The organism is Microbacterium sp. Leaf179, from assembly GCF_001423785.1.
In the GTDB taxonomy this organism is placed as follows: Bacteria; Actinomycetota; Actinomycetes; order Actinomycetales; family Microbacteriaceae; genus Microbacterium.
The window spans coordinates 30,803-53,533 of the sequence record NZ_LMPH01000004.1; the positions used below are offsets into that span (position 1 = coordinate 30,803).

21 protein-coding genes are annotated in these 22,731 nt (G+C 70.0%); 8 read left to right on the forward strand and 13 right to left on the reverse strand.

What is annotated here, in order from left to right; all coding sequences use genetic code 11:
* Positions 1-3: 3 nt before the first annotated feature.
* Entirely contained in the window at positions 4-2,103 is a 2,100-nt protein-coding gene (tkt, locus tag ASF96_RS13530; RefSeq protein ID WP_055940078.1) for a transketolase, read from the reverse strand.
* 229 nt (positions 2,104-2,332) lie between these two features.
* On the opposite strand from tkt, the gene ASF96_RS13535 reads away from it, so the two are divergent.
* A complete protein-coding gene (locus tag ASF96_RS13535; protein ID WP_055837705.1) occupies positions 2,333-3,259 on the forward strand; it encodes a heme o synthase in 927 nt (308 codons plus the stop codon).
* A gap of 344 nt (positions 3,260-3,603) precedes the next feature.
* On the opposite strand, the gene ASF96_RS13540 is transcribed toward ASF96_RS13535, so the two are convergent.
* Positions 3,604-4,086, reverse strand: coding sequence for a hypothetical protein (locus ASF96_RS13540; protein ID WP_055940080.1), 483 nt, complete (start codon positions 4,084-4,086; stop codon positions 3,604-3,606).
* 259 nt (positions 4,087-4,345) lie between these two features.
* The gene (locus ASF96_RS13545; protein WP_055940081.1) at positions 4,346-5,332 is read right to left on the reverse strand and encodes a COX15/CtaA family protein; all 987 of its coding nucleotides are present in this window, start codon (positions 5,330-5,332) and stop codon (positions 4,346-4,348) included.
* Between the two features lie 247 nt (positions 5,333-5,579).
* Between ASF96_RS13545 and sufB the strand changes: the two genes are divergently transcribed.
* From sufB to ASF96_RS13575, 6 genes are all read left to right on the forward strand, one after another.
* The gene (gene sufB, locus ASF96_RS13550) at positions 5,580-6,998 is read left to right on the forward strand and encodes a Fe-S cluster assembly protein SufB (protein ID WP_055837990.1); all 1,419 of its coding nucleotides are present in this window, start codon (positions 5,580-5,582) and stop codon (positions 6,996-6,998) included.
* A 64-nt stretch (positions 6,999-7,062) separates the two neighbouring features.
* Positions 7,063-8,256, forward strand: a complete 1,194-nt coding sequence (gene sufD / locus ASF96_RS13555) for a Fe-S cluster assembly protein SufD (protein WP_055940083.1) — start codon at positions 7,063-7,065, stop codon at positions 8,254-8,256.
* Positions 8,253-8,582 carry a non-heme iron oxygenase ferredoxin subunit gene (locus ASF96_RS13560; RefSeq protein WP_055837695.1) on the forward strand — a complete coding sequence of 110 codons (330 nt, stop codon included), beginning with the start codon at positions 8,253-8,255 and terminating at the stop codon, positions 8,580-8,582. The genes sufD and ASF96_RS13560 overlap by 4 nt, the downstream gene beginning before the upstream one ends.
* Before the next feature lie 37 nt (positions 8,583-8,619).
* Positions 8,620-9,390, forward strand: coding sequence for a Fe-S cluster assembly ATPase SufC (gene sufC, locus ASF96_RS13565; RefSeq protein ID WP_055837692.1), 771 nt, complete (start codon positions 8,620-8,622; stop codon positions 9,388-9,390).
* 9 nt (positions 9,391-9,399) lie between these two features.
* Entirely contained in the window at positions 9,400-9,729 is a 330-nt protein-coding gene (locus ASF96_RS13570; protein ID WP_055837689.1) for a metal-sulfur cluster assembly factor, read from the forward strand.
* Positions 9,730-9,836: 107 nt separating this feature from the next.
* Complete coding sequence (locus tag ASF96_RS13575; protein WP_055940084.1) at positions 9,837-11,000, forward strand: MalY/PatB family protein; 1,164 nt, start codon at positions 9,837-9,839, stop codon at positions 10,998-11,000.
* Between the two features lie 141 nt (positions 11,001-11,141).
* On the opposite strand, the gene ASF96_RS13580 is transcribed toward ASF96_RS13575, so the two are convergent.
* From ASF96_RS13580 to ASF96_RS13600, 5 genes are read right to left on the reverse strand one after another with little or no spacing between them, the layout of a single operon-like run.
* On the reverse strand, positions 11,142-12,050 hold the full coding sequence (locus tag ASF96_RS13580) for a siderophore-interacting protein (protein ID WP_055940086.1): 909 nt from the start codon (positions 12,048-12,050) through the stop codon (positions 11,142-11,144).
* Positions 12,034-12,888, reverse strand: coding sequence for an ABC transporter ATP-binding protein (locus ASF96_RS13585; RefSeq protein ID WP_055940088.1), 855 nt, complete (start codon positions 12,886-12,888; stop codon positions 12,034-12,036). Before ASF96_RS13585 ends, ASF96_RS13580 begins: the two co-directional genes overlap by 17 nt.
* Before the next feature lie 52 nt (positions 12,889-12,940).
* Positions 12,941-14,005 carry a FecCD family ABC transporter permease gene (locus ASF96_RS13590; RefSeq protein ID WP_055940403.1) on the reverse strand — a complete coding sequence of 355 codons (1,065 nt, stop codon included), beginning with the start codon at positions 14,003-14,005 and terminating at the stop codon, positions 12,941-12,943.
* 56 nt (positions 14,006-14,061) lie between these two features.
* Positions 14,062-15,108: a FecCD family ABC transporter permease gene (locus ASF96_RS13595; protein WP_235560613.1), complete on the reverse strand. Its 1,047-nt coding sequence runs from the start codon at positions 15,106-15,108 to the stop codon at positions 14,062-14,064.
* 31 nt (positions 15,109-15,139) lie between these two features.
* A complete protein-coding gene (locus tag ASF96_RS13600; protein WP_055940090.1) occupies positions 15,140-16,162 on the reverse strand; it encodes an iron-siderophore ABC transporter substrate-binding protein in 1,023 nt (340 codons plus the stop codon).
* A 268-nt stretch (positions 16,163-16,430) separates the two neighbouring features.
* Between ASF96_RS13600 and ASF96_RS13605 the strand changes: the two genes are divergently transcribed.
* The gene (locus ASF96_RS13605) at positions 16,431-18,029 is read left to right on the forward strand and encodes an ABC-F family ATP-binding cassette domain-containing protein (RefSeq protein WP_055837672.1); all 1,599 of its coding nucleotides are present in this window, start codon (positions 16,431-16,433) and stop codon (positions 18,027-18,029) included.
* A gap of 40 nt (positions 18,030-18,069) precedes the next feature.
* Here the strand turns inward: ASF96_RS13605 and menC are convergent, their stop codons facing one another.
* Genes menC through ASF96_RS13630 form a run of 5 tightly spaced genes read right to left on the reverse strand, consistent with a single transcriptional unit; the run spans position 18,070 to position 22,643 of the window.
* Positions 18,070-19,215, reverse strand: a complete 1,146-nt coding sequence (gene menC, locus ASF96_RS13610; protein WP_235560614.1) for an o-succinylbenzoate synthase — start codon at positions 19,213-19,215, stop codon at positions 18,070-18,072.
* The gene (locus ASF96_RS13615) at positions 19,212-20,033 is read right to left on the reverse strand and encodes a hypothetical protein (protein ID WP_055940092.1); all 822 of its coding nucleotides are present in this window, start codon (positions 20,031-20,033) and stop codon (positions 19,212-19,214) included. The genes menC and ASF96_RS13615 overlap by 4 nt, the downstream gene beginning before the upstream one ends.
* On the reverse strand, positions 20,030-20,812 hold the full coding sequence (locus tag ASF96_RS13620) for an amino acid ABC transporter ATP-binding protein (protein ID WP_055837667.1): 783 nt from the start codon (positions 20,810-20,812) through the stop codon (positions 20,030-20,032). Before ASF96_RS13620 ends, ASF96_RS13615 begins: the two co-directional genes overlap by 4 nt.
* A complete protein-coding gene (locus ASF96_RS13625; protein ID WP_055837664.1) occupies positions 20,809-21,747 on the reverse strand; it encodes an amino acid ABC transporter permease in 939 nt (312 codons plus the stop codon). Before ASF96_RS13625 ends, ASF96_RS13620 begins: the two co-directional genes overlap by 4 nt.
* The gene (locus ASF96_RS13630) at positions 21,744-22,643 is read right to left on the reverse strand and encodes a transporter substrate-binding domain-containing protein (protein WP_055940094.1); all 900 of its coding nucleotides are present in this window, start codon (positions 22,641-22,643) and stop codon (positions 21,744-21,746) included. Before ASF96_RS13630 ends, ASF96_RS13625 begins: the two co-directional genes overlap by 4 nt.
* Positions 22,644-22,731: the final 88 nt, after the last annotated feature.

The following is a 22,731-nucleotide window of genomic DNA, read 5'->3' on the forward strand; positions in this document are numbered from 1 at the left end:
CGATTACTTCTTCGCCGCAGCGAGCGACTCGCGTGCGGCCTCGACGACGGCCTCAGCCGTGATGCCGAACTTCTGGAACAGGGTCTTGTAGTCGGCCGACGCACCGAAGTGGTCGATCGCGACCGAGCGGCCGGCGTCGCCGACGATGCCCTGCCAGCTGAGGGCGGATCCGGCCTCGACCGAGACGCGCGCCTTCACCGAGGCGGGCAGCACCGACTCGCGGTACGCCTCGTCCTGCTCGGCGAACCACTCCAGCGAGGGAGCCGACACGACGCGGGCGTGGACGCCCTCGGCGGCCAGCGTCTCGCGCGCCTCGACGGCGAGCTGCACCTCGGAGCCCGTCGCGATGAGGATGACGTCGGGCTCGCCGTTCGCGGCCTCGGCCAGCACGTACGCGCCCTTGACGGCACCGGCGGCCGAGGCGAACTCGTCACCGGATGCCGCACCCTCGCCGCGGGCGAACACGGGGATGTTCTGGCGGGTCAGGGCGATACCGGCGGGTCCGGCCGTGCGGCGCAGCATCTCGAGCCACACGACGCTCGTCTCGTTGGCATCCGCGGGACGCACGAGGGCGAAGTTCGGGATGGCGCGGAGCGTCGCGATCTGCTCGATCGGCTGGTGCGTCGGGCCGTCCTCGCCGAGCGCGACGGAGTCGTGCGTCCAGACGAAGATGGTCGGGATGTTCATCAGCGCGGCCAAGCGCACCGGGGGGCGCATGTAGTCGCTGAAGATCAGGAACGTGCCGCCGAAGGGGCGCGTGGGCCCGTGCAGCACGATGCCGTTGAGGATCGCACCCATGGCGTGCTCGCGGATGCCGAAGTGCAGCACGCGGCCGTAGGGGTCGCCCGACCACTCGTGGGTCGACCACTCCGACGGGATGAAGGACTTGGCGTCCTTGATCGTGGTGAGGTTCGATTCGGCGAGGTCGGCCGAACCGCCCCAGAGCTCGGGGAGCTCGGCGGCGAGGGCGTTGATGACGGTGCCGGAGGCGGCACGGGTCGACACGTCCTTGCCGGCTTCGAAGGCCGGGAGCGCGTCGGCGATGTCGGCGGGGAGCTCGCGCGCCTGCAGACGGTCCCAGAGCTGCTTGCGCTCGGGGTGAGCCGCGGCCCACTCGTCGAACTTCTGCTGCCAGGCGGCCTTCTCGGCCTCGCCGCGCTCGACGAGCGCGCGGGTGTGCTCGAGCACGTCGTCGGCGACGGCGAAGTGCTGCTCGGGGTCGAAGCCGAGGACCTCTTTCGTGGCCTTCAGTTCGTCGGCGCCGAGGGCCGAACCGTGGATCTTGCCGGAGTTCTGCTTGCCGGGCGAAGGCCAGCCGATGATCGTCTTGAGCACGATGAGCGAAGGCTTGCTCGTCTCGCCCTGGGCGGCCTCGATCGCGGCGTGCAGCTCGGCGACGTCTTCGACGTACTGACCGGTCTTCTTCCAGTCGACCGTCTGGACGTGCCAGCCGTACGACTCGTAACGCTTCTGGACGTCTTCGGTGAAGGCGACGTTGGTGTCGTCTTCGATCGAGATCTGGTTGGAGTCGTAGATCGCGATGAGGTTGCCGAGCTCCTGGTGGCCGGCGAGCGACGACGCCTCGCTGGTCACTCCCTCTTGCAGGTCGCCGTCACCGGCGATCACGTACACGAAGTGGTCGAACGGGCTCTCGCCGGCGGGCGACTCGGGGTCGAACAGGCCGCGCTCGTAGCGGGCGGCGTAGGCGAAGCCGACGGAGGAGGCCAGGCCCTGGCCGAGAGGGCCGGTCGTGATCTCGACGCCGTCGGTGTGGCCGTACTCGGGGTGACCGGGGGTCAGCGAACCCCAGGTGCGCAGCGCCTCGAGGTCCTTCTTCTCGAGACCGAAGCCACCGAGGTAGAGCTGCACGTACTGCGTGAGCGAGGAGTGACCGACCGACAGGATGAAGCGGTCGCGGCCCGGCCAATGGGTGTCGGCGGGGTCGTGGCGCATGACGCGCTGGTAGAGCAGGTACGCGGCGGGTGCGAGCGACATCGCGGTTCCGGGGTGGCCGTTGCCCACCTTCTCGACGGCATCCGCCGCGAGGATGCGGGCGGTGTCCACCGCGCGCCGATCGATGTCATCCCATTCGAAGTCCGACAACAGGGTCGCCTTTCTCGATACTGAGCGCCCGGTTTCACTTCCGACGCCGCACTCACCACCGTAGGAGTGGGAGTGGGGTGGGGTGTCGGCGCGGGGCGCGCGTTCTTCGCCAGCATAGCGAGAACGACCGGCACCGTTGCCTCTCGTGACGGGGGTCGACAGGCGGCCGGTCGTGTGGTGGACATGGCATAGAATCGTGGAGGTTCTATACGCGCTACCCCGGGGGACGATGGACATCTCGACGACGTCGCACGTCACTGCGACGACCGATCGCCGCTCCGTCGGACGCACCCTTCGGGCGTACATCGCCCTCACGAAGCCGCGCGTCCTCGAGCTGCTGCTGGTGACGACCGTGCCGGTCATGATCCTGGCGCAGAACGGTCTGCCCCACCTGGGGCTGGTGTTCGCGACCGTCATCGGCGGCTCGCTGAGCGCGGGCTCGGCGGCGGCGTTCAACATGTACCTCGACCGCGACATCGACGCGCACATGCAGCGCACCGAGAAGCGCCCCCTCGTCACCGGCGAGGTCTCTCCGCGCGGTGCCCTGGTGTTCGCCTGGTCGCTCGCGGTGGTCTCGACCGTGTGGCTGTGGGTCTTCACCAACCCGCTCGCGGCGGGGCTGTCGGCCGCGGCCATCTTCTTCTACGTCGTGATCTACACGATGATCCTCAAGCGCCGCACCGAGCAGAACATCGTGTGGGGCGGCATCGCCGGCTGCTTCCCCGTGCTCATCGGCTGGTCGGCGGTCACCGGATCGCTGTCGTGGGCGCCGGTCATCCTGTTCGTGCTCGTCTTCCTGTGGACGCCGCCGCACTACTGGCCGCTGTCGATGAAGTACGCGGACCAGTACGACGAGGTCGACGTGCCCATGCTCGGCGCGACCCGCAGTGGATCGCAGGTCGGCCTGCAGGTCATCCTGTACGCGTGGGCCACGGTGGCCTGCTCGCTGCTGCTCATCCCCGTGGCATCCATGGGCCTGGTGTACTCCGTGTCGGCGCTGGTGTTCGGCGGGTGGTTCATCTACGAGTCGCACCGTCTCTACGCGCGTGCCGTGCGCGGTGGTGAGCCGCGGCCGATGCGCGTGTTCCACGCGTCGATCACGTACTTGACGCTGCTCTTCGTCGCGATCGCCGTCGACCCGCTGCTGCCGTTCTGACGGCGGCCCCGCACGCCGCGAAAGCGCCCACCCCGACGTGAGGGGGTGGGCGCTTTCTCGTGGGGGAGCGGGTCGGGATCGTCGGCCGACCGCGTCCGGCGTCGGGGGCGCGGACTCCGCAACATCGAGAGCGCGGAGCGGGCCTGGGCGGGGTGCGGATGCCGCGAGCCGGGCGCCGCGGACGGGCTGCCACCTCCGTGCAGGCGGTGGCCGGGCGGCGGGGGTGCGCGCGAGCGCATCGGCGAACGAGACGCTCGTCGTCACGGCATCCGGTCCGGGCGACGAGGGCACACACGAAAAAGCGCCCGCCCCGGGGATCGGGGCGGGCGCCTCGTATCGCGGTGTCAGCGACGGCTGGGATCGTCGTTCGCGTCCTGCTGCGCGGCGGCGGCGGCGGCCGGCGGAGCGGGGGTGTTCGACGACGTCTCGACGTCGGCGTCTTCGACCGCCAGGGGCGCCGCGGTCGCGGCGGGGGCGGTGTACGACGGAATCGACGACACGTGCGGCTCGGCCGAGGTCTCGTCGTCGCTCGTCCAGTCGATGGTCTCGATCGCGACGTCGGCGCGGGCACGCGTGGTCACCACGGCGGCCACGGCCAGGGCGGAAGCGATGCCGATGGCACCGGCGGCGAGGACGGCGGCGCCCACCGAAACCCACGCCTGTGCGACGTAGACGGTCACGACCGTGGCGTTGGGGTCGTTGACGAGGGCTTGGATCTCGTCGACCTGACGGAAGACGAGGACGAGTCCGCCGATCACTGCGGCGAGCGACGCGACCACGAGCACCCAGAACGGGATGCTGGTCACCAGGCGGGGACGGGTCTGCATGAGATGAACTCCTTGTCGTACCGTGCTCCGGGGATGCACGACGGCTGTTTCCGGTACCGGGGCACCGGGAGGGGATCCGGGCCTCTCAGGGCACCGGAAGTCCCACAGTGTCGCACGGGTCGGGGTGTCGGCTAGGGGACGCCGATGAATCGCCTATGAGGGTATAAGGGCCGCGGGCTGCCGGGGCGACCGCGCGGACGATGGTGGCCTCCCCGCGGAAACGCGCGAGAAGTGCCGCCCCGAAGCGATTCTTCCGGCCTCAGCCGCGTGCGGCCGCCGTCTGGCGCGGGGGCGCGGGGCGTTCGGTGACCGCGGGCTCCTTGAGGCGCAGCACGACCACCGTCATGGTGGCCGCGGCGAGGGCGGCGAGCACCATGTGCGTGCCGACCGCGATCTCGGGCAGGCCGTTGCGGGCCTGGTACAGGCCCACCGCGATCTGCACGAGCTCGACCGCGAGCAGCGCCGTCGCCCAGCGTCGAACGCCCAGGCGCAGGCGCCACGCGAGCACCACGACGATGAGCGTGAGGAAGAACAGCGCGTAGCCCGGCCACGCGTGCACGTGTTCGAGCACCTGGGCGTCGAAGCCGTTGCGCACCGAGGCCGCATCGCCCGAGTGCGGCCCCGCTCCGGTGGTGAGCACGCCGAACACGATCGTGAGGGCGAGGACGGCGGTCGTCGTGTGCACGAGACCGGCGAACCACTGGGGAACCGCGAGCGTACGCGGGCCGGCGGGTGCGTTCATCAGCACCAGGAAGGCGGCGCACACCGCCACCAACGACACCGAGGCGACGTAGTGGAATCCGACGATGAAGGGGTTCAAGCCGGTCAGCACGGTCACGCCGCCGACGAGCGCCTGAGCGACGACGCCGCCGAGCACGATGAGCGACAGGACGAAGAGGGCGCGACGCTCGCGACGCAGGCGCCAGACCAGCACGACGACCACGATCGCCAGGATGCCGACGAGCCCCGTCAGCGTGCGGTTGCCGAACTCGATGATGCCGTGGATGCCCATCTCGGGCGTGTTCACGATCGAGTCGGCGGTGCAGCGCGGCCAGGTGGGGCATCCGAGGCCCGAGCCTGTCAGGCGCACGGCACCGCCCGTGCCGATGATGAGCACCTCGGCGAGGAACGACAGCCAGGCGAAGACGCGCACGCGCCGATCGACGTCGGTGGGAAGCCACGCGAGGAAGCGACCGGGGATCGTGGCGGCGCGGGACGAGGGGGGCGTGGTCGAGGCGGGGGACATGCGCTGGCTTCCTGGCATCGGTCCGCTCGGGCTGCGGGAACAGCGGACCTGCCGTGCCGGGAGCGGGTGTTGCCTGTAGAATCAAAGGGTCCGGGTGCAGCGCTCACGCGATCCGCACCGGAGACAGTCTAGGCGCGCAGCCAGCGCCTTCGAACGGGCCCACCAGCGACATTCCTGGGACTTCGACCGGAGTCCGGAATGCCGGGGCGGATGACACCGTTGAGGCCCGAGAAGGAGAGTGATCACCATGTCCGATGTACTCATCGACCGACCCGAGCTCGAAAGCCTGGGGCAATACGAGTTCGGCTGGCACGACACCGACGCCGCCGGTGCGCTCGCGCAGCGCGGCATCAACGAGGACGTCGTGCGCGGGATCTCCGCTCTGAAGTCCGAGCCCGAGTGGATGCTGAAGACGCGCCTCAAGGGCTACCAGCTCTTCGGTCGCAAGCCCATGCCCACGTGGGGTGCCGACCTGTCGGACATCGACTTCGACAACATCAAGTACTTCGTGCGCTCCACCGAGAAGCAGGCGCAGACCTGGGAAGACCTTCCGGAAGAGATCCGCAACACGTACGAGAAGCTCGGAATCCCCGAGGCTGAGCGTCAGCGCCTGGTCGCCGGCGTCGCCGCGCAGTACGAGTCCGAGGTCGTCTACCACCAGATCCGCGAGGACCTGGAGCAGCAGGGCGTCATCTTCATGGATACCGACACGGCGCTGCGCGAGCACCCCGAGTTCTTCGAGGAGTACTTCGGCACCGTCATCCCCGCCGGTGACAACAAGTTCGCCGCGCTCAACACCGCCGTGTGGTCGGGCGGATCGTTCGTATACGTGCCGAAGGGCGTGCACGTGGAGATCCCGCTGCAGGCGTACTTCCGCATCAACACCGAGAACATGGGCCAGTTCGAGCGGACCCTGATCATCGCCGACGAAGACAGCTACGTGCACTACATCGAAGGCTGCACGGCGCCGATCTACAAGAGCGACTCGCTGCACTCGGCCGTCGTCGAGATCATCGTGAAGAAGAACGCCCGCGTTCGCTACACGACGATCCAGAACTGGTCGAACAACGTGTACAACCTGGTCACCAAGCGGGCCGTGGCCCACGAGGGCGCGACCATGGAATGGGTCGACGGCAACATCGGCTCTAAGGTGACGATGAAGTACCCCTCCATCTACCTCATGGGCGAGCACGCCAAGGGCGAGACCCTGTCGGTCGCCTTCGCCGGTCCCGGACAGCACCAGGACGCCGGCGCCAAGATGGTGCACATGGCGCCCTACACGCAGTCGTCGATCGTGTCGAAGTCCATCGCGCGCGGCGGCGGTCGCGCGGGCTACCGCGGCGAAGTGCGCGTGGATGCCAACGCGCACCACTCCGCGAACACCGTGCGCTGCGACGCGCTGCTGGTGGACACCATCTCGCGCAGCGACACGTACCCCGCGATCGATATCCGCGTCGACGACGTGCAGCTCGGACACGAGGCGACCGTCTCGAAGGTCAGCGAAGAGCAGCTCTTCTACCTGCAGTCGCGCGGCATGCCCGAAGACGAGGCCATGGCCATGATCGTGCGCGGGTTCATCGAGCCCATCGCGCGCGAACTCCCCATGGAGTACGCCCTCGAACTCAACAAGCTCATCGAGATGGGCATGGAGGGCAGCGTCGGATGATCTCTTCGGCGACATCCGCGCCTCCCGTGTTCTCCCCTCTCGCGCCGAACGGAGTATCAGCTCAGTGACCACAGCGACCACGACCCCCGCGGATTCCGCGGCGGGTCACATCGACCCGGCCGCCCTCGTGGCATCCATCGTTCCGGTGCAGACGCGCTCGGAGCGGGCGACCTCGTTCGATCCGGCCGACTTCGGCACGCCGACAGGCCGCGAGGTGAACTGGAAGCTCAGCCCGATCGACCGGCTCGCGCCGCTGTTCGTCGACCAGGCCGGTCCCACGGGCGTCATGCAGGTCGAGGTGCACGCCCCGGCCGAGCTCGAGCAGCTGCGTCTCGGTCACGGTGACGCGCCCCGCGGCGAGCACTTCCGCCCCGAAGACCTGCCCAGCGCCATCGCCTGGTCGCAGGAGGCCGAGGCACCGCTGCTGCGCATCCCCGCCGATGTCGAGCTGACCGAGCCGGTCGTCGTCCGCCTGACCGGCACGGGCGGCCTCGCGCACGCCCACGTGGTCATCGAGGCGCAGCCGCACTCGCGCGGCACCGTCGTGCTGCGCCACGAGGGCACCGCCCAGCACACGCAGAACGTCGAGATCATCGTGCGCGACGGCGCCGACCTCACGGTCGTGTCGGTGCAGAACTGGGACGACGACGCGATCCACTCCTCGGCGCACCAGGCGCGCGTCGACCGCGACGCGAAGTTCACGCACATCGTCGTCAGCTTCGGCGGCGGCGTCGTGCGCGTGAACCCGTCGCTGGAGCTCTCGGGCGCCGGCGCCGAGGGGCGCATGTACGGCCTGTCCTTCTCGGACGCCGGCCAGCACCTCGAGTCGCAGGTGTACCTGCACCACAAGGGCCCGCACACCGTCGGCGACGTGCTCTACAAGGGAGCCCTCCAGGGCCAGGGCGCTCGGAGCGTCTGGATCGGCGACGTGCTCATCGGACCGGATGCCACGGGCACCGACTCGTACGAGGCCAACCGCAACCTCGTGCTCACCGACGGCGCGCGCGCCGACTCGATCCCGAACCTCGAGATCGAGACCGGTGACATCCAGGGCGCCGGCCACGCGAGCGCGACCGGTCGTTTCGACGACGAGCAGCTGTTCTACCTGCAGGCGCGCGGCATCGACGAGTACGAAGCCCGCCGTCTGGTGGTGCTCGGGTTCCTGAGCGAGATCGTGCAGCGCATCGGCATCCCGGAGCTCGAGACCGAGCTCACCGCGGCCATCGAGCGCGAATTGGCCGACGGAGCCGCGGCGTGAGCGCCGCGCGCGCCTGCGCCCTCAGCGACCTGACGCAAGACGAGGCGCACCGCGTCGAGCTCGACGGCGTCGCGATCGCCGTCGTGCTCGACGGCAACGGAGAAGTGCACGCGATCGGCGACGTCTGCACGCACGGCGACATCTCGCTGTCGGACGGCTTCGTCGAGGGCGAGACCCTCGAATGCTGGGCCCACGGCTCGGCGTTCTCGCTGCGCACCGGCCGCCCCCTCAACCTGCCGGCCTTCGAGCCGGTCCCCGTGTACGAGGTCGTGATCGACGGAGACGACGTGCTCATCGACACGTCCGTCACCAAGGCGACGGCCTGAGCCGCGCCCACGACCCGAGACTTACGTAAGGAACCCCATGTCTGTCCTCGAGATCCGCGACCTCCACGTGACGGTCGAGACGGAGAACGGTACGACCCCCATCCTCAACGGCGTGACGCTGACCATGCGCACCGGTGAGACCCACGCCATTATGGGGCCCAACGGCTCCGGCAAGTCGACCCTGGCGTACACGATCGCCGGTCACCCCAAGTACACGGTGACGAGCGGCTCCATCACGCTCGACGGCGAAGACGTGCTCGCGATGACCGTCGACGAGCGCGCGCGTGCCGGCCTCTTCCTCGCCATGCAGTACCCGGTCGAGATCCCCGGCGTCACGGTCACCAACTTCCTGCGCACGGCCAAGACGGCCATCGACGGCGAGGCGCCGGCGATCCGCACGTGGACCAAGGACGTCAAGCAGGCCATGGGCAACCTGCGCATGGACCCCAAGTTCGCCTCGCGCAACGTCAACGAGGGATTCTCGGGCGGCGAGAAGAAGCGCCACGAGATCCTGCAGCTCGAGCTCCTCAAGCCGAAGATCGCCGTGCTCGACGAGACCGACTCCGGCCTCGACGTCGACGCGCTGAAGATCGTCTCCGAGGGCGTGAACCGCGCCAAGGAGCAGACCGGTCTCGGCGTGCTGCTCATCACGCACTACACGCGCATCCTGCGCTATATCCGTCCCGATTTCGTGCACGTGGTCGTTCAGGGCCGCATCGTCGAAGAGGGTGGATCCGAACTCGCCGACCGTCTCGAGGAAGAGGGTTACGACCGTTTCCTCGAGGCCGGTACGCCGATCGACGCGTAGGATCGTTACATGACCGCAACGCTCGCTCCCGAGAAGTACGACGAGGTCACCGAGGCCTTGAAAGACGTCATGGACCCCGAACTGGGGATCAACGTCGTCGACCTGGGACTCATCTACGACCTCGCGTGGGACGACGAGAACGACGCGCTCGTCATCCACATGACCCTGACGTCGGCCGGCTGCCCGCTGACCGACGTGCTCGAAGAACAGACGGCGCAGTCGCTCGACAACGTCGTGGACCGTTTCCGCATCAACTGGGTGTGGATGCCGCCGTGGGGTCCCGAGCGGATCACCGACGACGGCCGCGACATGATGCGCGCCCTCGGCTTCGCGATCTGAGAATGCTCGACGAAACGCCCGCTCCGCTCCGGCGGGGTGGGCGTTTCGTGTGTCGCCGTCTGACGCCGACCCCCGCGTGGCGCGAGCGTGCTCGTTAGGCTTTCGGGATGAGCGTTCCCCCCTTGAAGGCCCTGCCGCTCGAGCTCCTCCGTCAGCGCAGCAGTACCAAGTGGCGCTCGTACGGCGACGACGTCATCCCCATGTTCGTCGCCGAGACCGACTTCGCCCTCGCCCCCGCGATCACCGCGGCGCTCACCCGCGCGGTCGAGATCGGCGACACCGGCTACACCCCGCCGCGTCCGGGCATCGACGTCGACTTCGCCGCGTACGCCGAGCGGCAGTGGGGGTGGCGACCCGATCCGGCGCGCATCCGGTGGACGGGTGACGTGATGATGGGCGTGGTCGAGGTGCTGCGCGCGGTCACCCGGCCGGGCGACCGTGTGATCGTCACGCCGCCGGTGTACCCGCCCTTCTACGACACCGTCGAAGAGGCCGGTACGGTCGTCGAGCGCGTGCCCCTCGTCGACGACGGCGAGCGGTGGTCGCTCGATCTCGACGGCATCGAGCGCGCCCTCGCCGCCGGCGCCCGCTCGGTGCTGCTGTGCAACCCGCACAATCCCACCGGCACCGTGCACACCCGTGCGTCGCTCGCGGCGCTCGCGCGCCTCGTGCACCGGTACGGCGCCACCGTGGTGAGCGATGAGATCCACGCCCCGTTGACGCACGCTCCGACGACCTTCACCCCCTTCTTGGATGCCGGCCCCGAGGCCGCCCTCGTCGGCTACACCGTCACGAGCGCGAGCAAGACCTACAACCTCGCGGGTCTGAAGTGCGCGGTCATCGTGACCGGCGACGAGTCGACCGCTGAGGTGGTGCGCGGGCTGCCCTGGGAGGTCGAGTGGCGCGCCGGATTGTTCGGGGTCATCGCCAACCGGGCGGCGTTCTCGGCCGAGAGCGACGAGTGGCTCGAGGGGTTGCTGGCCGCCCTCGACGAGAACCGGCACCTGCTCGCCGACCTGTTGGCCGAGCACCTGCCGCTCGCGCGGTACCGGCCGCCCGAGGCCGGCTTCCTGGCGTGGGTCGACGTCTCGGCCTACGGCTGGGGCGACAACCCGGCACCGTACCTCCGCCGCGAAGCGGGGGTGGCCCTGCACCACGGCCCGCTCTTCGGAGAGCAGGGCGTGGGGCACGTGCGCATCAACGTCGGGTGCGCGCCCGAGGTCTTGCGCGAGGCGATCGAACGCATCGGCGCGCTGGCTCGCCGCGCCTGACGCGGGTGGGGCGTCGCGTCGTTACTCCGCGCCTGACGCGGGTGGGCCGTCACGCCTGACGCGCGTGCATCGGTACTCCATGCGCGACGTGGGCGGGTCGTCGCGTCGGTACTCCGCGCCCGACGGGGGCGGGTCGTCGCGTCAGTACTCGGCGCGACCCGTGCGCCAGTAGCCCATGAACGCCACGGCGCGGCGGTCGACGCCGCGCTCGGTGACGAGGTGGCGGCGCAACGCCTTGATCGCCGATGCCTCACCCGCGAGCCAGGCGTACAGCGGGGCCTTCTTCAGCGCCGCCCCGCCCTTGGCCGTGCGGGGAACCTCCCAGAGCATGCCCTCGTCGATGTCGATCTCCTCGACCTCGTCGCCGTGGCCCTCGGGGGTGAGGGCGAAGGCCGCGTCGCGCGTCGCCGTGACCAGGTGCGCGTGGCGGTCGCCGCCCGCGCGGGCAGCGATCCGGAACGAGAAGCCCGGATGCTGCGGGAGATACGCGCAGTCCTCGGGCGTGGGCACTTCGAGCACGACCGTGCCGGTGGCATCCGGGGGCAGCTGCTCGAGGATGACGGCGATGGCGGGGGCTGCGGTCTCGTCGCCGGCGAGCAGGTACTCCCCGGTCTGCGCGGGCGGAACGAAGTCGACGCCGAAGCTCACGTCGGTGAGGGCGATGGTGGGGGCGAAGATGAGCACCTCGTCGCCGGGGCGCGCGTTCTCGATCCACGCCGACGCCGGTCCGAGCACCTCGTGCGCGACCATGTCGATGTCGACCTCACGGTCGCCGCGTCGCACCGCCCGCGTCGTGTAGGTGCGGAAGGGCAGGCGGCGCTCGTCGGGCAGGGCGCGCCAGTCGGTCCACCAGTCCGCGCCCGTGGGCATGGCATCCAGTCCCAGGTCGTCGGTGGGGAAGACCACCTTGATGCGCTGGTCGAAGCCGGGGTCGCCGTACTCGTGCAGGTCGTCGCCGGTGAAGGTGAACCGGCGGAAGCTGGGGGTGAGGTCGGTGATGCGGGCGACGCGGACGCGGAAGAACCGCGCGGTGTCAGGAGTGGAGGGCATCGAGGGTCTCCGGCGAGGCGTCGGGGGCGGGAACGCGGGCGCTCACGTGGTGGCGACCGCGGGGGAGGACGAGGGGCGTGCCCGAGACGGGGTCGGGGACGACGAGGGCATCGAGGCCGAAGACGTCGGCGATGAGCTCGGAGGTCATGACCGCGCTCGGGTCTCCGGCGGCGACGATGCGGCCGTCGCGCAGGGCCACCAGGTGGTCGGCGTAGCGCGCGGCCATGTTCATGTCGTGCAGCACCATCACGGTGGTGGTGCCGCGGTCGCGGTTCAGGTCGGTCAGCAGGTCGAGCACCTCGACCTGGTGGGCCACGTCGAGGAAGGTCGTCGGCTCGTCGAGGAGCAGGATGTCGGTCTCTTGCGCCAGAGCCATGGCGATCCACACCCGCTGGCGCTGGCCGCCCGACAACTCGTCGATGGAGCGGTCGGCCAGGTCGCTGATGCCGGTGGCCGCGAGAGCCTCGGCGACGACCTCGTAGTCGCGCGCGCTCCACCGCGCCAGAGCGCGCTGGTGGGGGTGGCGCCCCCGGCCGACGAGGTCGGCGACGGCGATGCCCTCGGGGGCGATCGGGCTCTGGGGAAGCAGACCCAGGATGCGGGCGATCTCTTTGGAGGGGCGCTCGTGCAGCGCCTTCCCATCGAGGACGACGCGCCCCGTCTTGGGGGGCAGCAGGCGCGCGAGGGCGCGCAGCAGCGTGGACTTGCCGCACCCGTTCGCACCGACGATGGCGGTGATCCGCCCGGCGGGGAGTTCGAGGTCGAGCTCGTCGATGATCGTGCGGTCGCCGTACGAGAGGGTGAGCTTCTCGGCCGAGAGCGTGCGGTGAGCAGTCACGAGAGGCCTCCCCGGTCGACGGGGATCGGCGGGATGGTGCTTCGGGTCGCGATCACAGCGAGCCTCCGGAACGGTTCGTTCTGATGAGCAGGTAGATGAGGTAGGGGGCACCGAGCACGCCGGTGATGACGCCGACGGGGTAGCGGTTGTCGAAGGCGAACTGGCCGACCAGGTCGGAGACCATCACGAGCAGGGCCCCGACGAGTCCCGCGGGCAGCAGCAGCGAACCGCCCGGGCCGATGAGTCGCGCGGCGATGGGGCCGGCCATGAAGGCCACGAAGGCGATGGGACCGCTCGCGGCGGTGGCGACGGCCAGCAGCACGACGGCGCCGACGATGAGCAGCAGACGCGTGCGTTCGACGCGTACGCCCAGCCCCGCCGCGGAGTCGTCGCCGAGGCGCAGCACGGCGAGACCGCGGGTGTTCGCGGCCATGAGCGGCACGATGACGACGACGGCGATCGCCAGGGGGAGCAGGCGCCCCCACGAGGCGTTGTTCAGGCTGCCGGTCAGCCACTGCATGGCGGTCTGCAGGTCCCAGTTGGCGGCGCGGGTGAGCATCCAGGTCGTGACGCTGTCGAGCATCGCGGCGACGCCGATCCCGATGAGCACGAGCCGGGTGCCCGTGAAGGCTCCCCGTCGCGAGAGCAGGTAGATCGCTCCCGCGGTGCCCAGGGCGCCGACGAGCGCGAAGGCCGAGACCGCGGCATCCGACAACGAGAAGCCGACGATGGCGACGACGGCGAAGGCGCTCGCGCCCGACGAGATGCCGATGATGTCGGGGGAGGCCAGGGGGTTTCGCAGCATGGTCTGGAACGTCACGCCCGCCATGCCGAAGGCGAGGCCCGCGAGAAGACCGAGGCTCGCGCGGGGGAGGCGCAGCTCGCCGATGGTGAAGGAGGCGCCGGGCACGGTCTGCCCGAGGAGCACCCGCACGACCTGGTCGGGCGTGTAGAAGGTGTTGCCCACCATCAGGATGATGACGAAGGCGGCGACCACGGCGGCGACCAGGATGCCGGTGACCGTGGTGCGTCGACGGGCGCGGCTGCGCCGGCCGCGCACGAGGGCGGCGACGTCGGGGGCGGCGGCTCCGGACGTGGCGGCGGCGGGCGTGGCGATCCGGGGCGTGAGGGGGGTACGCGCGGTGGTCCGGCGGTCGCGGGTGTCGGGGGCGCTCACAGCTCGCGTACTTTCTGCCGACGCACGATCCAGATGAAGAACGGCGCTCCGATGAGGGCGGTGAGGATGCCGACCTCGATCTCGGTCGGACGAGCGACGAGGCGCCCGATGACGTCGGCGCCGACGAGCAGCACCGCCCCGCCCAGGGCCGAGAAGGGGACGAGCCAGCGATGGTCGGTGCCGATCAGCAGTCGGCAGACGTGCGGCACGACCAGGCCCACGAAGGCGATCGGGCCGGCGACAGCGGTCGCCGCCCCCACGAGCACGACGGCGCCGGCCGAGGCGACCAGGCGGGTGCGCCCGACGTGCTCGCCGAGGCCCGTCGCGACGTCGTCGCCGAGCGCGAGGGAGTTCATACCGCGCGAGCACAGGACGCAGACGAGCGCGCCGGCGGCCAGCACGGGGATCACGACCTGCACGCGGTCCCACGTGGCGCCGCCGATACCGCCGATCTGCCAGAACCTGAACGTCTCGAGCAGATCCACCCGGGGGAGCAGGATCGCACTCGAGAGCGATCCGAACGCGGCCGTGGTCGCCGCTCCCGCGAGGGCGAGCTTGAGCGGGGTCGCGCCTCCGCGTCCGAGCGAGCCCACGGTGTAGACGAACACCGCGGCGACCGCCGAGCCCACGATCGCGAAACCCAGGTAGCCGAACGAGCTCGACAGGCCGAAGAAGGCGATGCCGGTGACGACCGCGAGCGAGGCTCCGGCGGACACACCGAGGATGCCGGGGTCGGCGAGCGGGTTGCGGGTCACGGCCTGCATCGTGAGACCGGCCATGGCCAGGGCCGCGCCGACGAGCAGGCCCAGGACGGTGCGCGGGATGCGCGTCGTCACCGCGGCTTCGCCGACCCCGGTCCCGCCGGTGAAGGCCGAGACGATCTCGGTGATCGACACGTCGCGCGTGCCGAAGGCGACGGATGCCACCGACACCACGACCACGCCCACCGTGAGCACCAGCAGCCAGAGGAGCCGTCGGCTCGCCGGGCGCCGCAGGGAAGCGGCATCCGGGAGCACGTCGACGACGGTGGAGCGGGAGGTCACGATGGGCGCGGTCCGGTGTGCGGGGTGGGGATCAGCCGACGGCGGCGGTGAGCAGGTCGAGGTACCGGCTGAAGCCCCAGCTGATCGACAGCGGCGAGGGGTTCGCCGAGGCCGCGAGGGGCGTGCCGTCTTCGAGGACCGCGATGTGGCCGGCGGCGATGGCGGGGATCTTCGACAGCAGCGGGTCGGCCTGCAGCTGCGCGACGGTCGAGCCGTCGGTGTTGCCGTAGGTGATCCACAGGCCCACGTCGCTGAACGTATCGGCCTCTTCGGCGCTGATCTCGCTGTAGAACGCGTCGATCTCAGCCGAGGTCTTGCTCACCTGTGCGGGCACGGGCATGCCGAGCTGGTGCAGGTAGCCCGCGCGCGGGTCGTGCGAGGTGTAGTAGGTGATCTTGCTCATGTTGGTCGGGTCGGTGAACGCGAACAACGGCGCGACGTCGGCGAGGGCGGGATGGGCGTCGAACGCCTCCTGCGACTCGGTCTTGATCTGGTCGATGAGGGCGTCGCCCTCGCTCTCGAGCCCGAGGGCCTTCGAGTTGAGCTGGATCATCTGGTCGAGCGTGGTTCCCCAGGCGGCGTCGGGGTAGGCGATGACGGGGGCGATCTTCGACAGGGTGTCGTAGTCCTCCTGCGTCAGGCCGGAGTACGCGGCGAGGATCACGTCGGGCTGCGTGTCGGCCACGGCCTCGAAGTCGATGCCGTCGGTCTCGTCGAAGAGCACGGGGGTCTCACCACCCAGCTCGGTCAGCTTGTCTTCGACCCAGGGGAGGATGCCGTCGCCGTCATCGTCGCCCCAGGTGGCCTTGGCCATGCCCACGGGCACGATGCCGAGGGCGAGGGGGACCTCCTGGTTCGACCACGCGACGGTGGCCACGCGCTCGGGCTTCTTCTCGATCACGGCCTGGCCGAGGGCGCTGTCGACCGTGACGGGGAACACGCTGTCGGACTCCTGCGCCGCCCCGCCTTCCGACGTTGCGGGCGACCCGGCGCAGCCGGCGAGAACGAGGGCGGAACCGGCGGCGAGAGCAGCCAGGGCGCGGAATCGGGACACAGAGAGCCTCCTGTGATCTAAGTAAGGACAGGCTTAGCTTATGTCCTCGATCGGGTGAGAACGCAAACCCGTGGGCCCGCTCCCGCGCCGATCGTCTCGACACCGAGGTATCGACGGCGACCACCCCGCGCGCGGATCGGGTGCGCGTCCACGACCGCCGGGACGGGGCTGTCGGGACGCTGTCGGAATGCGTGCAGGAAGCCGCCGTATACTGGGTGGCTGGCCTTCTGGGCCACCCACCCCCAACCCCGAAGAACGGACGTTCGCTGTGCTCGCCGTGCACGACCTCGAGATCCGCGTGGGTGCCCGCGTGCTCATGTCCGACGTGGCGTTCCGCGTCTCCGACGGCGACAAGATCGGCCTCGTCGGGCGCAACGGCGCGGGGAAGACGACCCTGACCAAGGTGCTCGCGGGCGACCTGCTCCCCGCGAACGGCGGCGTCGACCGCGTGGGCGAACTGGGCTACCTGCCGCAGGACCCCCGCTCGGGCGACCCCGAGATGCTGGCCCGCACGCGCATCCTCGACGCCCGCGGCCTCGGCTCACTGGCGCTCGGCATGCACGAGGCCTCGATGGCGATGGGCGACGACGACCCCGCCGTGGCCGCGAAGGCCATGAAGAAGTACGGCACCCTCACCGAGCAGTTCGAGGCGCAGGGCGGGTACGCGGCCGAAGCCGAGGCGGCATCCATCGCCCACAACCTCTCGCTTCCCGACCGCATCCTCGAGCAGCCGCTGAAGACCCTCTCGGGAGGACAGCGTCGCCGCATCGAGCTCGCGCGCATCCTGTTCTCGGACGCCCAGACGATGATCCTCGACGAGCCCACCAACCACCTCGACGCCGACAGCGTCGTGTGGCTGCGCGAGTTCCTCAAGGGGTACAAGGGCGGGCTCATCGTGATCTCGCACGACGTGGAGCTCGTCGGCGAGACGGTGAACCGCGTGTTCTACCTCGACGCGAACCGTCAGGTCATCGACGTCTACAACATGAACTGGAAGAACTACCTGCGCCAGCGGGTGGCCGACGAGGAGCGCCGCAAGAAGGAGCGCGTCAACGTCGAGAAGAAGGCCACTGCCCTGCAGCTGCAGGCGGCGCGCTTCGGCGCGAAGGCCTCGAAGGCCGCGGCCGCGCACCAGATGGTCGCCCGCGCCGAGAAGATGCTGTCGGGACTCGACGAGGTGCGCGCCGAAGAGCGCGTGGCGAAGCTCCGCTTCCCCAAGCCCGCGCCCTGCGGAAAGACCCCGCTCATGGCATCCGGACTGTCGAAGTCGTACGGCTCGCTCGAGATCTTCACCGACGTCGACCTCGCGATCGACCGCGGCTCCCGCGTGGTGATCCTGGGCTTGAACGGTGCGGGGAAGACGACGCTGCTGCGTATCCTCGCCGGCGTCGACCAGCCCGACACCGGTCAGCTCGAGCCCGGGCACGGCCTGAAGGTCGGCTACTACGCCCAGGAGCACGAGAACCTCGACGTGAATCGTTCGGTGCTCGAGAACATGATGTCGTCGGCGCCGCACATCACCGCCACCGAGGCCCGCAAGGTGCTGGGTTCGTTCCTGTTCGTCGGCGACGACGTGCTGAAGCCCGCCGGGGTGCTCTCGGGCGGCGAGAAGACCCGTCTGTCTCTCGCGACCCTCGTGGTGTCGTCGGCGAACATGCTGCTGCTCGACGAGCCCACGAACAACCTCGACCCGGCCTCGCGCGAAGAAATTCTCGGGGCGCTCTCGCACTACGAGGGTGCCGTCGTGCTCGTCTCGCACGACGAGGGGGCCGTCGAGGCGCTGAACCCCGAGCGCGTGCTGATCCTGCCCGACGGCGTCGAGGACATCTGGGGTCGCGACTACGCGGACCTGATCACGCTGGCCTGACGGCCGGCGCTGCGCGCGCGGCGCGGCTCATCCGCGCTGTTCATCCGTGCGAGAGATCGACCCGCTGGGCGTGGATCCGCGCCGCTGCGACGCGATCCTCGTCGGGCTCCACGCCGAACCCGGGCCCGCGGGGAATGGCGATGAACCCCTCGTCGTCGAGGACGAAGGGCGCGGTGATGTCCTCGCGGTAGAAGCGGTCGGATGCCGAGATGTCGCCGGGCAGAGTGAAGCCGGGAAGACCCCCCAACGCGGCGTTCGCCGCCCGCCCGATGCCCGTTTCGAGCATGCCGCCGCACCACACCGGCACCCCGTGGGCCCGGGCGACGTCGTGCACCCGCCGTGCTTCGACGTAGCCGCCGACGCGTCCCGGCTTGACGTTGATGATCGCCGAGGCGCCGAGCGCGATGGCATCCGCGGCCGTCTCCGCCGAGACGATCGACTCGTCGAGGCAGACGGGGGTCTGGAGCTGTCGGGCCAGGAGGGAGTGCTGGCGCAGATCCTCGTCGGCCAGGGGCTGCTCGATGAGCAGGAGGTCGAAGGCGTCGAGCCGCCGCAGGTGCGCCGCGTCGCCCAGCCGGTACGCGGTGTTCGCGTCGACCTGCAGGGGGATGTCGCCGAAGCGTTCGCGGACGGCCCGGACGGGCTCGACGTCCCACCCGGGCTCGATCTTCAGCTTGACGCGTCGGTACCCCTCGGCGAGATACCCGCCGACCACGTCGAGCAGCATCGGCACGGAATCCTGGATGCCGACCGACACCCCGGATGCCACCCGGGTCGCGGTCACGCCGAGCCACGACGCGAACGAGCGGTCGCTCGCGCGCAGCTGTGCGTCGAGCACCGCCATCTCGACCGCGGCCTTGGCCATGCGGTGGCCCCGGATGGGCGCGAGGAGGTCGCCGACGTTCTCGGCGGTGACCTCGATGCCGCTCGTCTGCGCTGACCGCAGGGCCGGCGCGATCTCGCTCGCGATGATCTGACGCGCCCCGTCGAGGAACTCGGACGAGTAGACGGGACGGGGGAGAGCCACGCACTCGCCCCACCCGATCACGGTGCGCGCGCCGACCGCCGCTTCGACGCGGACGAGCATCGGCGTGCGATCGGTCTGCACGCCGAACGAGGTGCGGAAGGGACTCACCAGGGGGAGACGGAGGGTCAGGAGGTCGAGCGACAACAGGTGCACGGTCATGCCTTTCGGAGGAGATAGCCGCGGTCGCGGAGGAAGCCGTCGATGTGCCAGCCCTCGGCGAGCGCCGTGGTGAGAACGGTGCGCACGGCGAGCCGCCACCGGTGGGCGCGTCGCGGGTCGACGGAGCGCAGACGTTCGATGTCGGCGGGGATCACGACCACTCCGTATCCCCGGGCGGGCAGGGGGACGACGACGGGAGAGCCGTCGCGTTCCGACAGCACGTTCGGCACCGGTCCCGGAGGCGAAGACACCGCTGCGGGGTGGGAGAGCTCCCACGTCACGTGCAGGCGATCGCTGGGCTCGCCGCGGTTGAGGGTGTCCTGCATGGGCCCGTAGAGATCGGGCAGGTACGCCACGCCGCGCGCACCCAGACGGGTCAGGTTGAAGTGGGCGTTGCGGCGCACCAGGGGATCGAAGGTCCATGTGATCGTCCGGATGCCCCGGTGCAGAGCCCAGGCGCGCTGCTGGAGCTTGAGCGTGAGGCCGATCCCGCGTCCCGAGGTACCCGGCCGCGTCGCCGCGACGTGCGAGTGCAGCGCGGTCGGATCGTCGGCGTGCACGAACCCCGCGCAGACGCCCGCGACGCCCTCGTCGTCCTCGGCGAGCGCGACGTGGTTGCCGGTCTGGGCGAGGGCGACGAGGAGTCCGGTGCTGGCGATGCGGTTGTCGGGTCCCCAGACGTCGCCGATGAGCTGCATCGCGGCGCGGGCCCCCTCGGCATCCGTCACCGCTCGCACGCGAACGCCGGAGCGAGTGGACGCCTCGCCCCAGGCCCGATCGGCAGCGGCGAGGCCGGGGAGCGTCGAGGGGGCACTCACAGGACGCTCTCGATGAACGCGCGGGTGCGTTCGTGACGCGGCGCGCCGATCACCTCGTCGGGGGTGCCGGCTTCGACCACGACCCCCGCATCCATGAACACCACCGTGTCGGCGACCTCGCGGGCGAATCCGATCTCGTGGGTCACCACGATCATCGTCATCCCGTCGCGTGCGAGGTCGCGCATCACGCCGAGGACGTCGCCGACCAGCTCGGGATCGAGCGCCGAGGTCGGCTCGTCGAACAGCATGAGCTGCGGGCGCATGGCGAGGGCCCGCGCGATCGCCACGCGCTGCTGCTGACCGCCCGAGAGCTGCGCCGGGTAGTGGTCGGCGTGATCGGCCAAACCCACGCGGTCGAGGAGTTCGCGCGCGTCGACCAGGGCGTCGGCACGGCGTCGGCCGGCCACCCGCATCGGTGCCTCGATGATGTTCTCCCGCGCCGTCAGGTGGGGGAACAGGTGGAAGCGCTGGAACACCATTCCGATGCTCCGGCGTTGCACCGCCACTTCGCGCGGACGCATCTCGCGCAGTCCGCCGCGGTGCTCGCGGTAGCCGATCAGTTCGCCGTCGACGAGGATGCGCCCGCCGTCGATGGATTCGAGGTGGTTGATGCAGCGGAGGAACGTCGATTTGCCCGAGCCGGACGGACCGAGCAGGCACGCGACGCTTCCCTGGTCGACGCGCAGGTCGATGCCGTCGAGCACGCGGTGCGTGCCGAAGCTCTTGCGCACCTGTCGTGCGTCGACGAGGGTCCGGGTGGGGGAGGGAGTGGTGGTCACGGGGTCGTCTCCTTTCGTCGGCGCAGGCGCGCGATCACCCGGTCGGCGAGGTCGAAGGCCCGCTGGCGCGGGGTGGGCGGCAGGATCCTGCCGATCCCTCGGCCGTAACGGCGCTCCAGGTAGTACTGGGGGATGGACAGGATCGAGGTCAGGATGAGGTACCACACCGCCACGACCACGAGCAGTTCCACCTGCCGGAGGTTCTGGGCCGAGATGTCGGTCGCGCGGGTGTACAGCTCCTGCACGGCGATGAGCTCGAGCAGGGCGCTGTTCTTGAGCATCGAGATGGTCTCGTTGCCCATCGGCGGGATGATGACGCGCATCGCCTGCGGGAGCACGATGCGCCGCATGGTGGCCGCCTCGCTCATTCCGAGCGACAGCGCCGCCTCGCGGTTGCCGCGATCGACCGACAGCAGGCCGGCGCGGACGATCTCCGAGGCGTAGGCGGCCTCGTTGAGTCCCAGGGCGAGCACGCCGGCGATGAAGGGGGTGATGACCGTGCTCGTGGGCGCGGTGAAGATCACCACGTCGGTGAACGGGATGCCGAGGGTGATGTCCTGGAAGAGGAGTCCGAGGTAGCCCCAGAACACGATCTGCACCAGCAGCGGCGTGCCGCGGAAGAACCAGGTGTACAGCCAGGAGAACGTGCGCAGCACGGGGTTGGCCGACTGGCGCATCACCGCGAGCACGACCGCCAACGACACGGCCAGCAGCATCGAGCAGGCGGTGAGGACGATGGTGGTGACGACGCCCTCGAGGATCGGCGTCGCGAAGAGGTACTTCTCGATGACGTCGTGCTCGATGTTGTCGTTGCCCCAGACCGAGACGGCGAAGGCGACGAACAGCAGGGCGACGGCCGTCGCCGCGACCCAGCGCAGCGGATGCCGCACGGGGGTCGCGACGACGTCGTCGTTCGTCGAAAGGGTGGTCGTCACTGCAGGGTGCCGTTGACGGTGGCGGCGGGGACGGCGTAGTCGCCGAGGTCGTACTTCTGCAGCAGCGTCGTGTACGTCCCGTCGTCGATGACCGCCTGCAGAGCGGCCTCGAGGGCGGAGGTGAGCGCGGAGTTCTCTTTCAGGACCCCGATGCCGGTGAACACGACACCGTAGCCGGCGGGGTTCGCCGGGTCGTGGACGACCTCGAAGTCGTCGCCGTCGCCGCTGGTCTGCGCGGCGTACGCGGCAGGAGCGGCATCGAAGACGTCGGCGACGGCCTGGCCGGACTTCACGGCGAGGATGGCGTCGTTCTCGGTCGGCAGCTCGATCGAGGTGATGGCGCCGCTGGCGCATTTCGCCGATTCGGCGGCGACGAAATCGGCCTGGGTGGTGCCCTTGGCCACGGCGACGCTCTTTCCGCAGAGGTCGCTCATCGAGGTGATCCCGGCGGGGTTGCCCTTCTCGACCATGATCGCGAGGCCTGCTTCGAAGTAGTCGACGAAGTCGAGCACCTCCCGGCGCTTGGCGGTGTCGTTCATGCCGAACATGATGATGTCGTGCTTCTGGGACTGCAGTGACGGAATGATGCTGGTGAAGTCCTGAACCTCGAAGGTGAAGGGCACGCCGAGCTGGGCGGACATCGCCTGCCCGAGGTCGTAGTCGAAGCCTCCCCACTCGCCGGTGTCCGAGCGCGTCACCATGGGGGCGTAGATGCCGCTCGCGACATTGATGCCGTCGCTGAATTCGGCGGGGACCAGGGATGCCAGCGGCGCGGCGCTCATGCCGGGCGTGGGGGCGGCCGTATTCGGGGCGGCGCACCCTGCCAGGGTCAGCAGGAGTACGGCGCCGACGGCCACGGAGCCGGCGATCGGGGAGGCGGTGCGGAAGGAAGCCACGGGGGTTCTCGCTCTCGTTCTACGGGTGGGGCAGGACACCTCTCACGCTAAAGAGTGGGCGTGCGGGGCGGTGTGTCGGATCGGCCTA

Coding starts and splice junctions, on each gene's coding strand:
- ASF96_RS13545 (WP_055940081.1), bottom strand. CDS start 5,332: ATGTCCCCCGCCTCGACCACGCCCCCCTCGTCCCGCGCCGCCACGATC.
- ASF96_RS13570 (WP_055837689.1), top strand. CDS start 9,400: ATGACCGCAACGCTCGCTCCCGAGAAGTACGACGAGGTCACCGAGGCC.
- menC (WP_235560614.1), bottom strand. CDS start 19,215: ATGACCGTGCACCTGTTGTCGCTCGACCTCCTGACCCTCCGTCTCCCC.
- ASF96_RS13575 (WP_055940084.1), top strand. CDS start 9,837: ATGAGCGTTCCCCCCTTGAAGGCCCTGCCGCTCGAGCTCCTCCGTCAG.
- ASF96_RS13535 (WP_055837705.1), top strand. CDS start 2,333: ATGGACATCTCGACGACGTCGCACGTCACTGCGACGACCGATCGCCGC.
- ASF96_RS13540 (WP_055940080.1), bottom strand. CDS start 4,086: ATGCAGACCCGTCCCCGCCTGGTGACCAGCATCCCGTTCTGGGTGCTC.
- ASF96_RS13580 (WP_055940086.1), bottom strand. CDS start 12,050: ATGCCCTCCACTCCTGACACCGCGCGGTTCTTCCGCGTCCGCGTCGCC.
- sufC (WP_055837692.1), top strand. CDS start 8,620: ATGTCTGTCCTCGAGATCCGCGACCTCCACGTGACGGTCGAGACGGAG.
- sufB (WP_055837990.1), top strand. CDS start 5,580: ATGTCCGATGTACTCATCGACCGACCCGAGCTCGAAAGCCTGGGGCAA.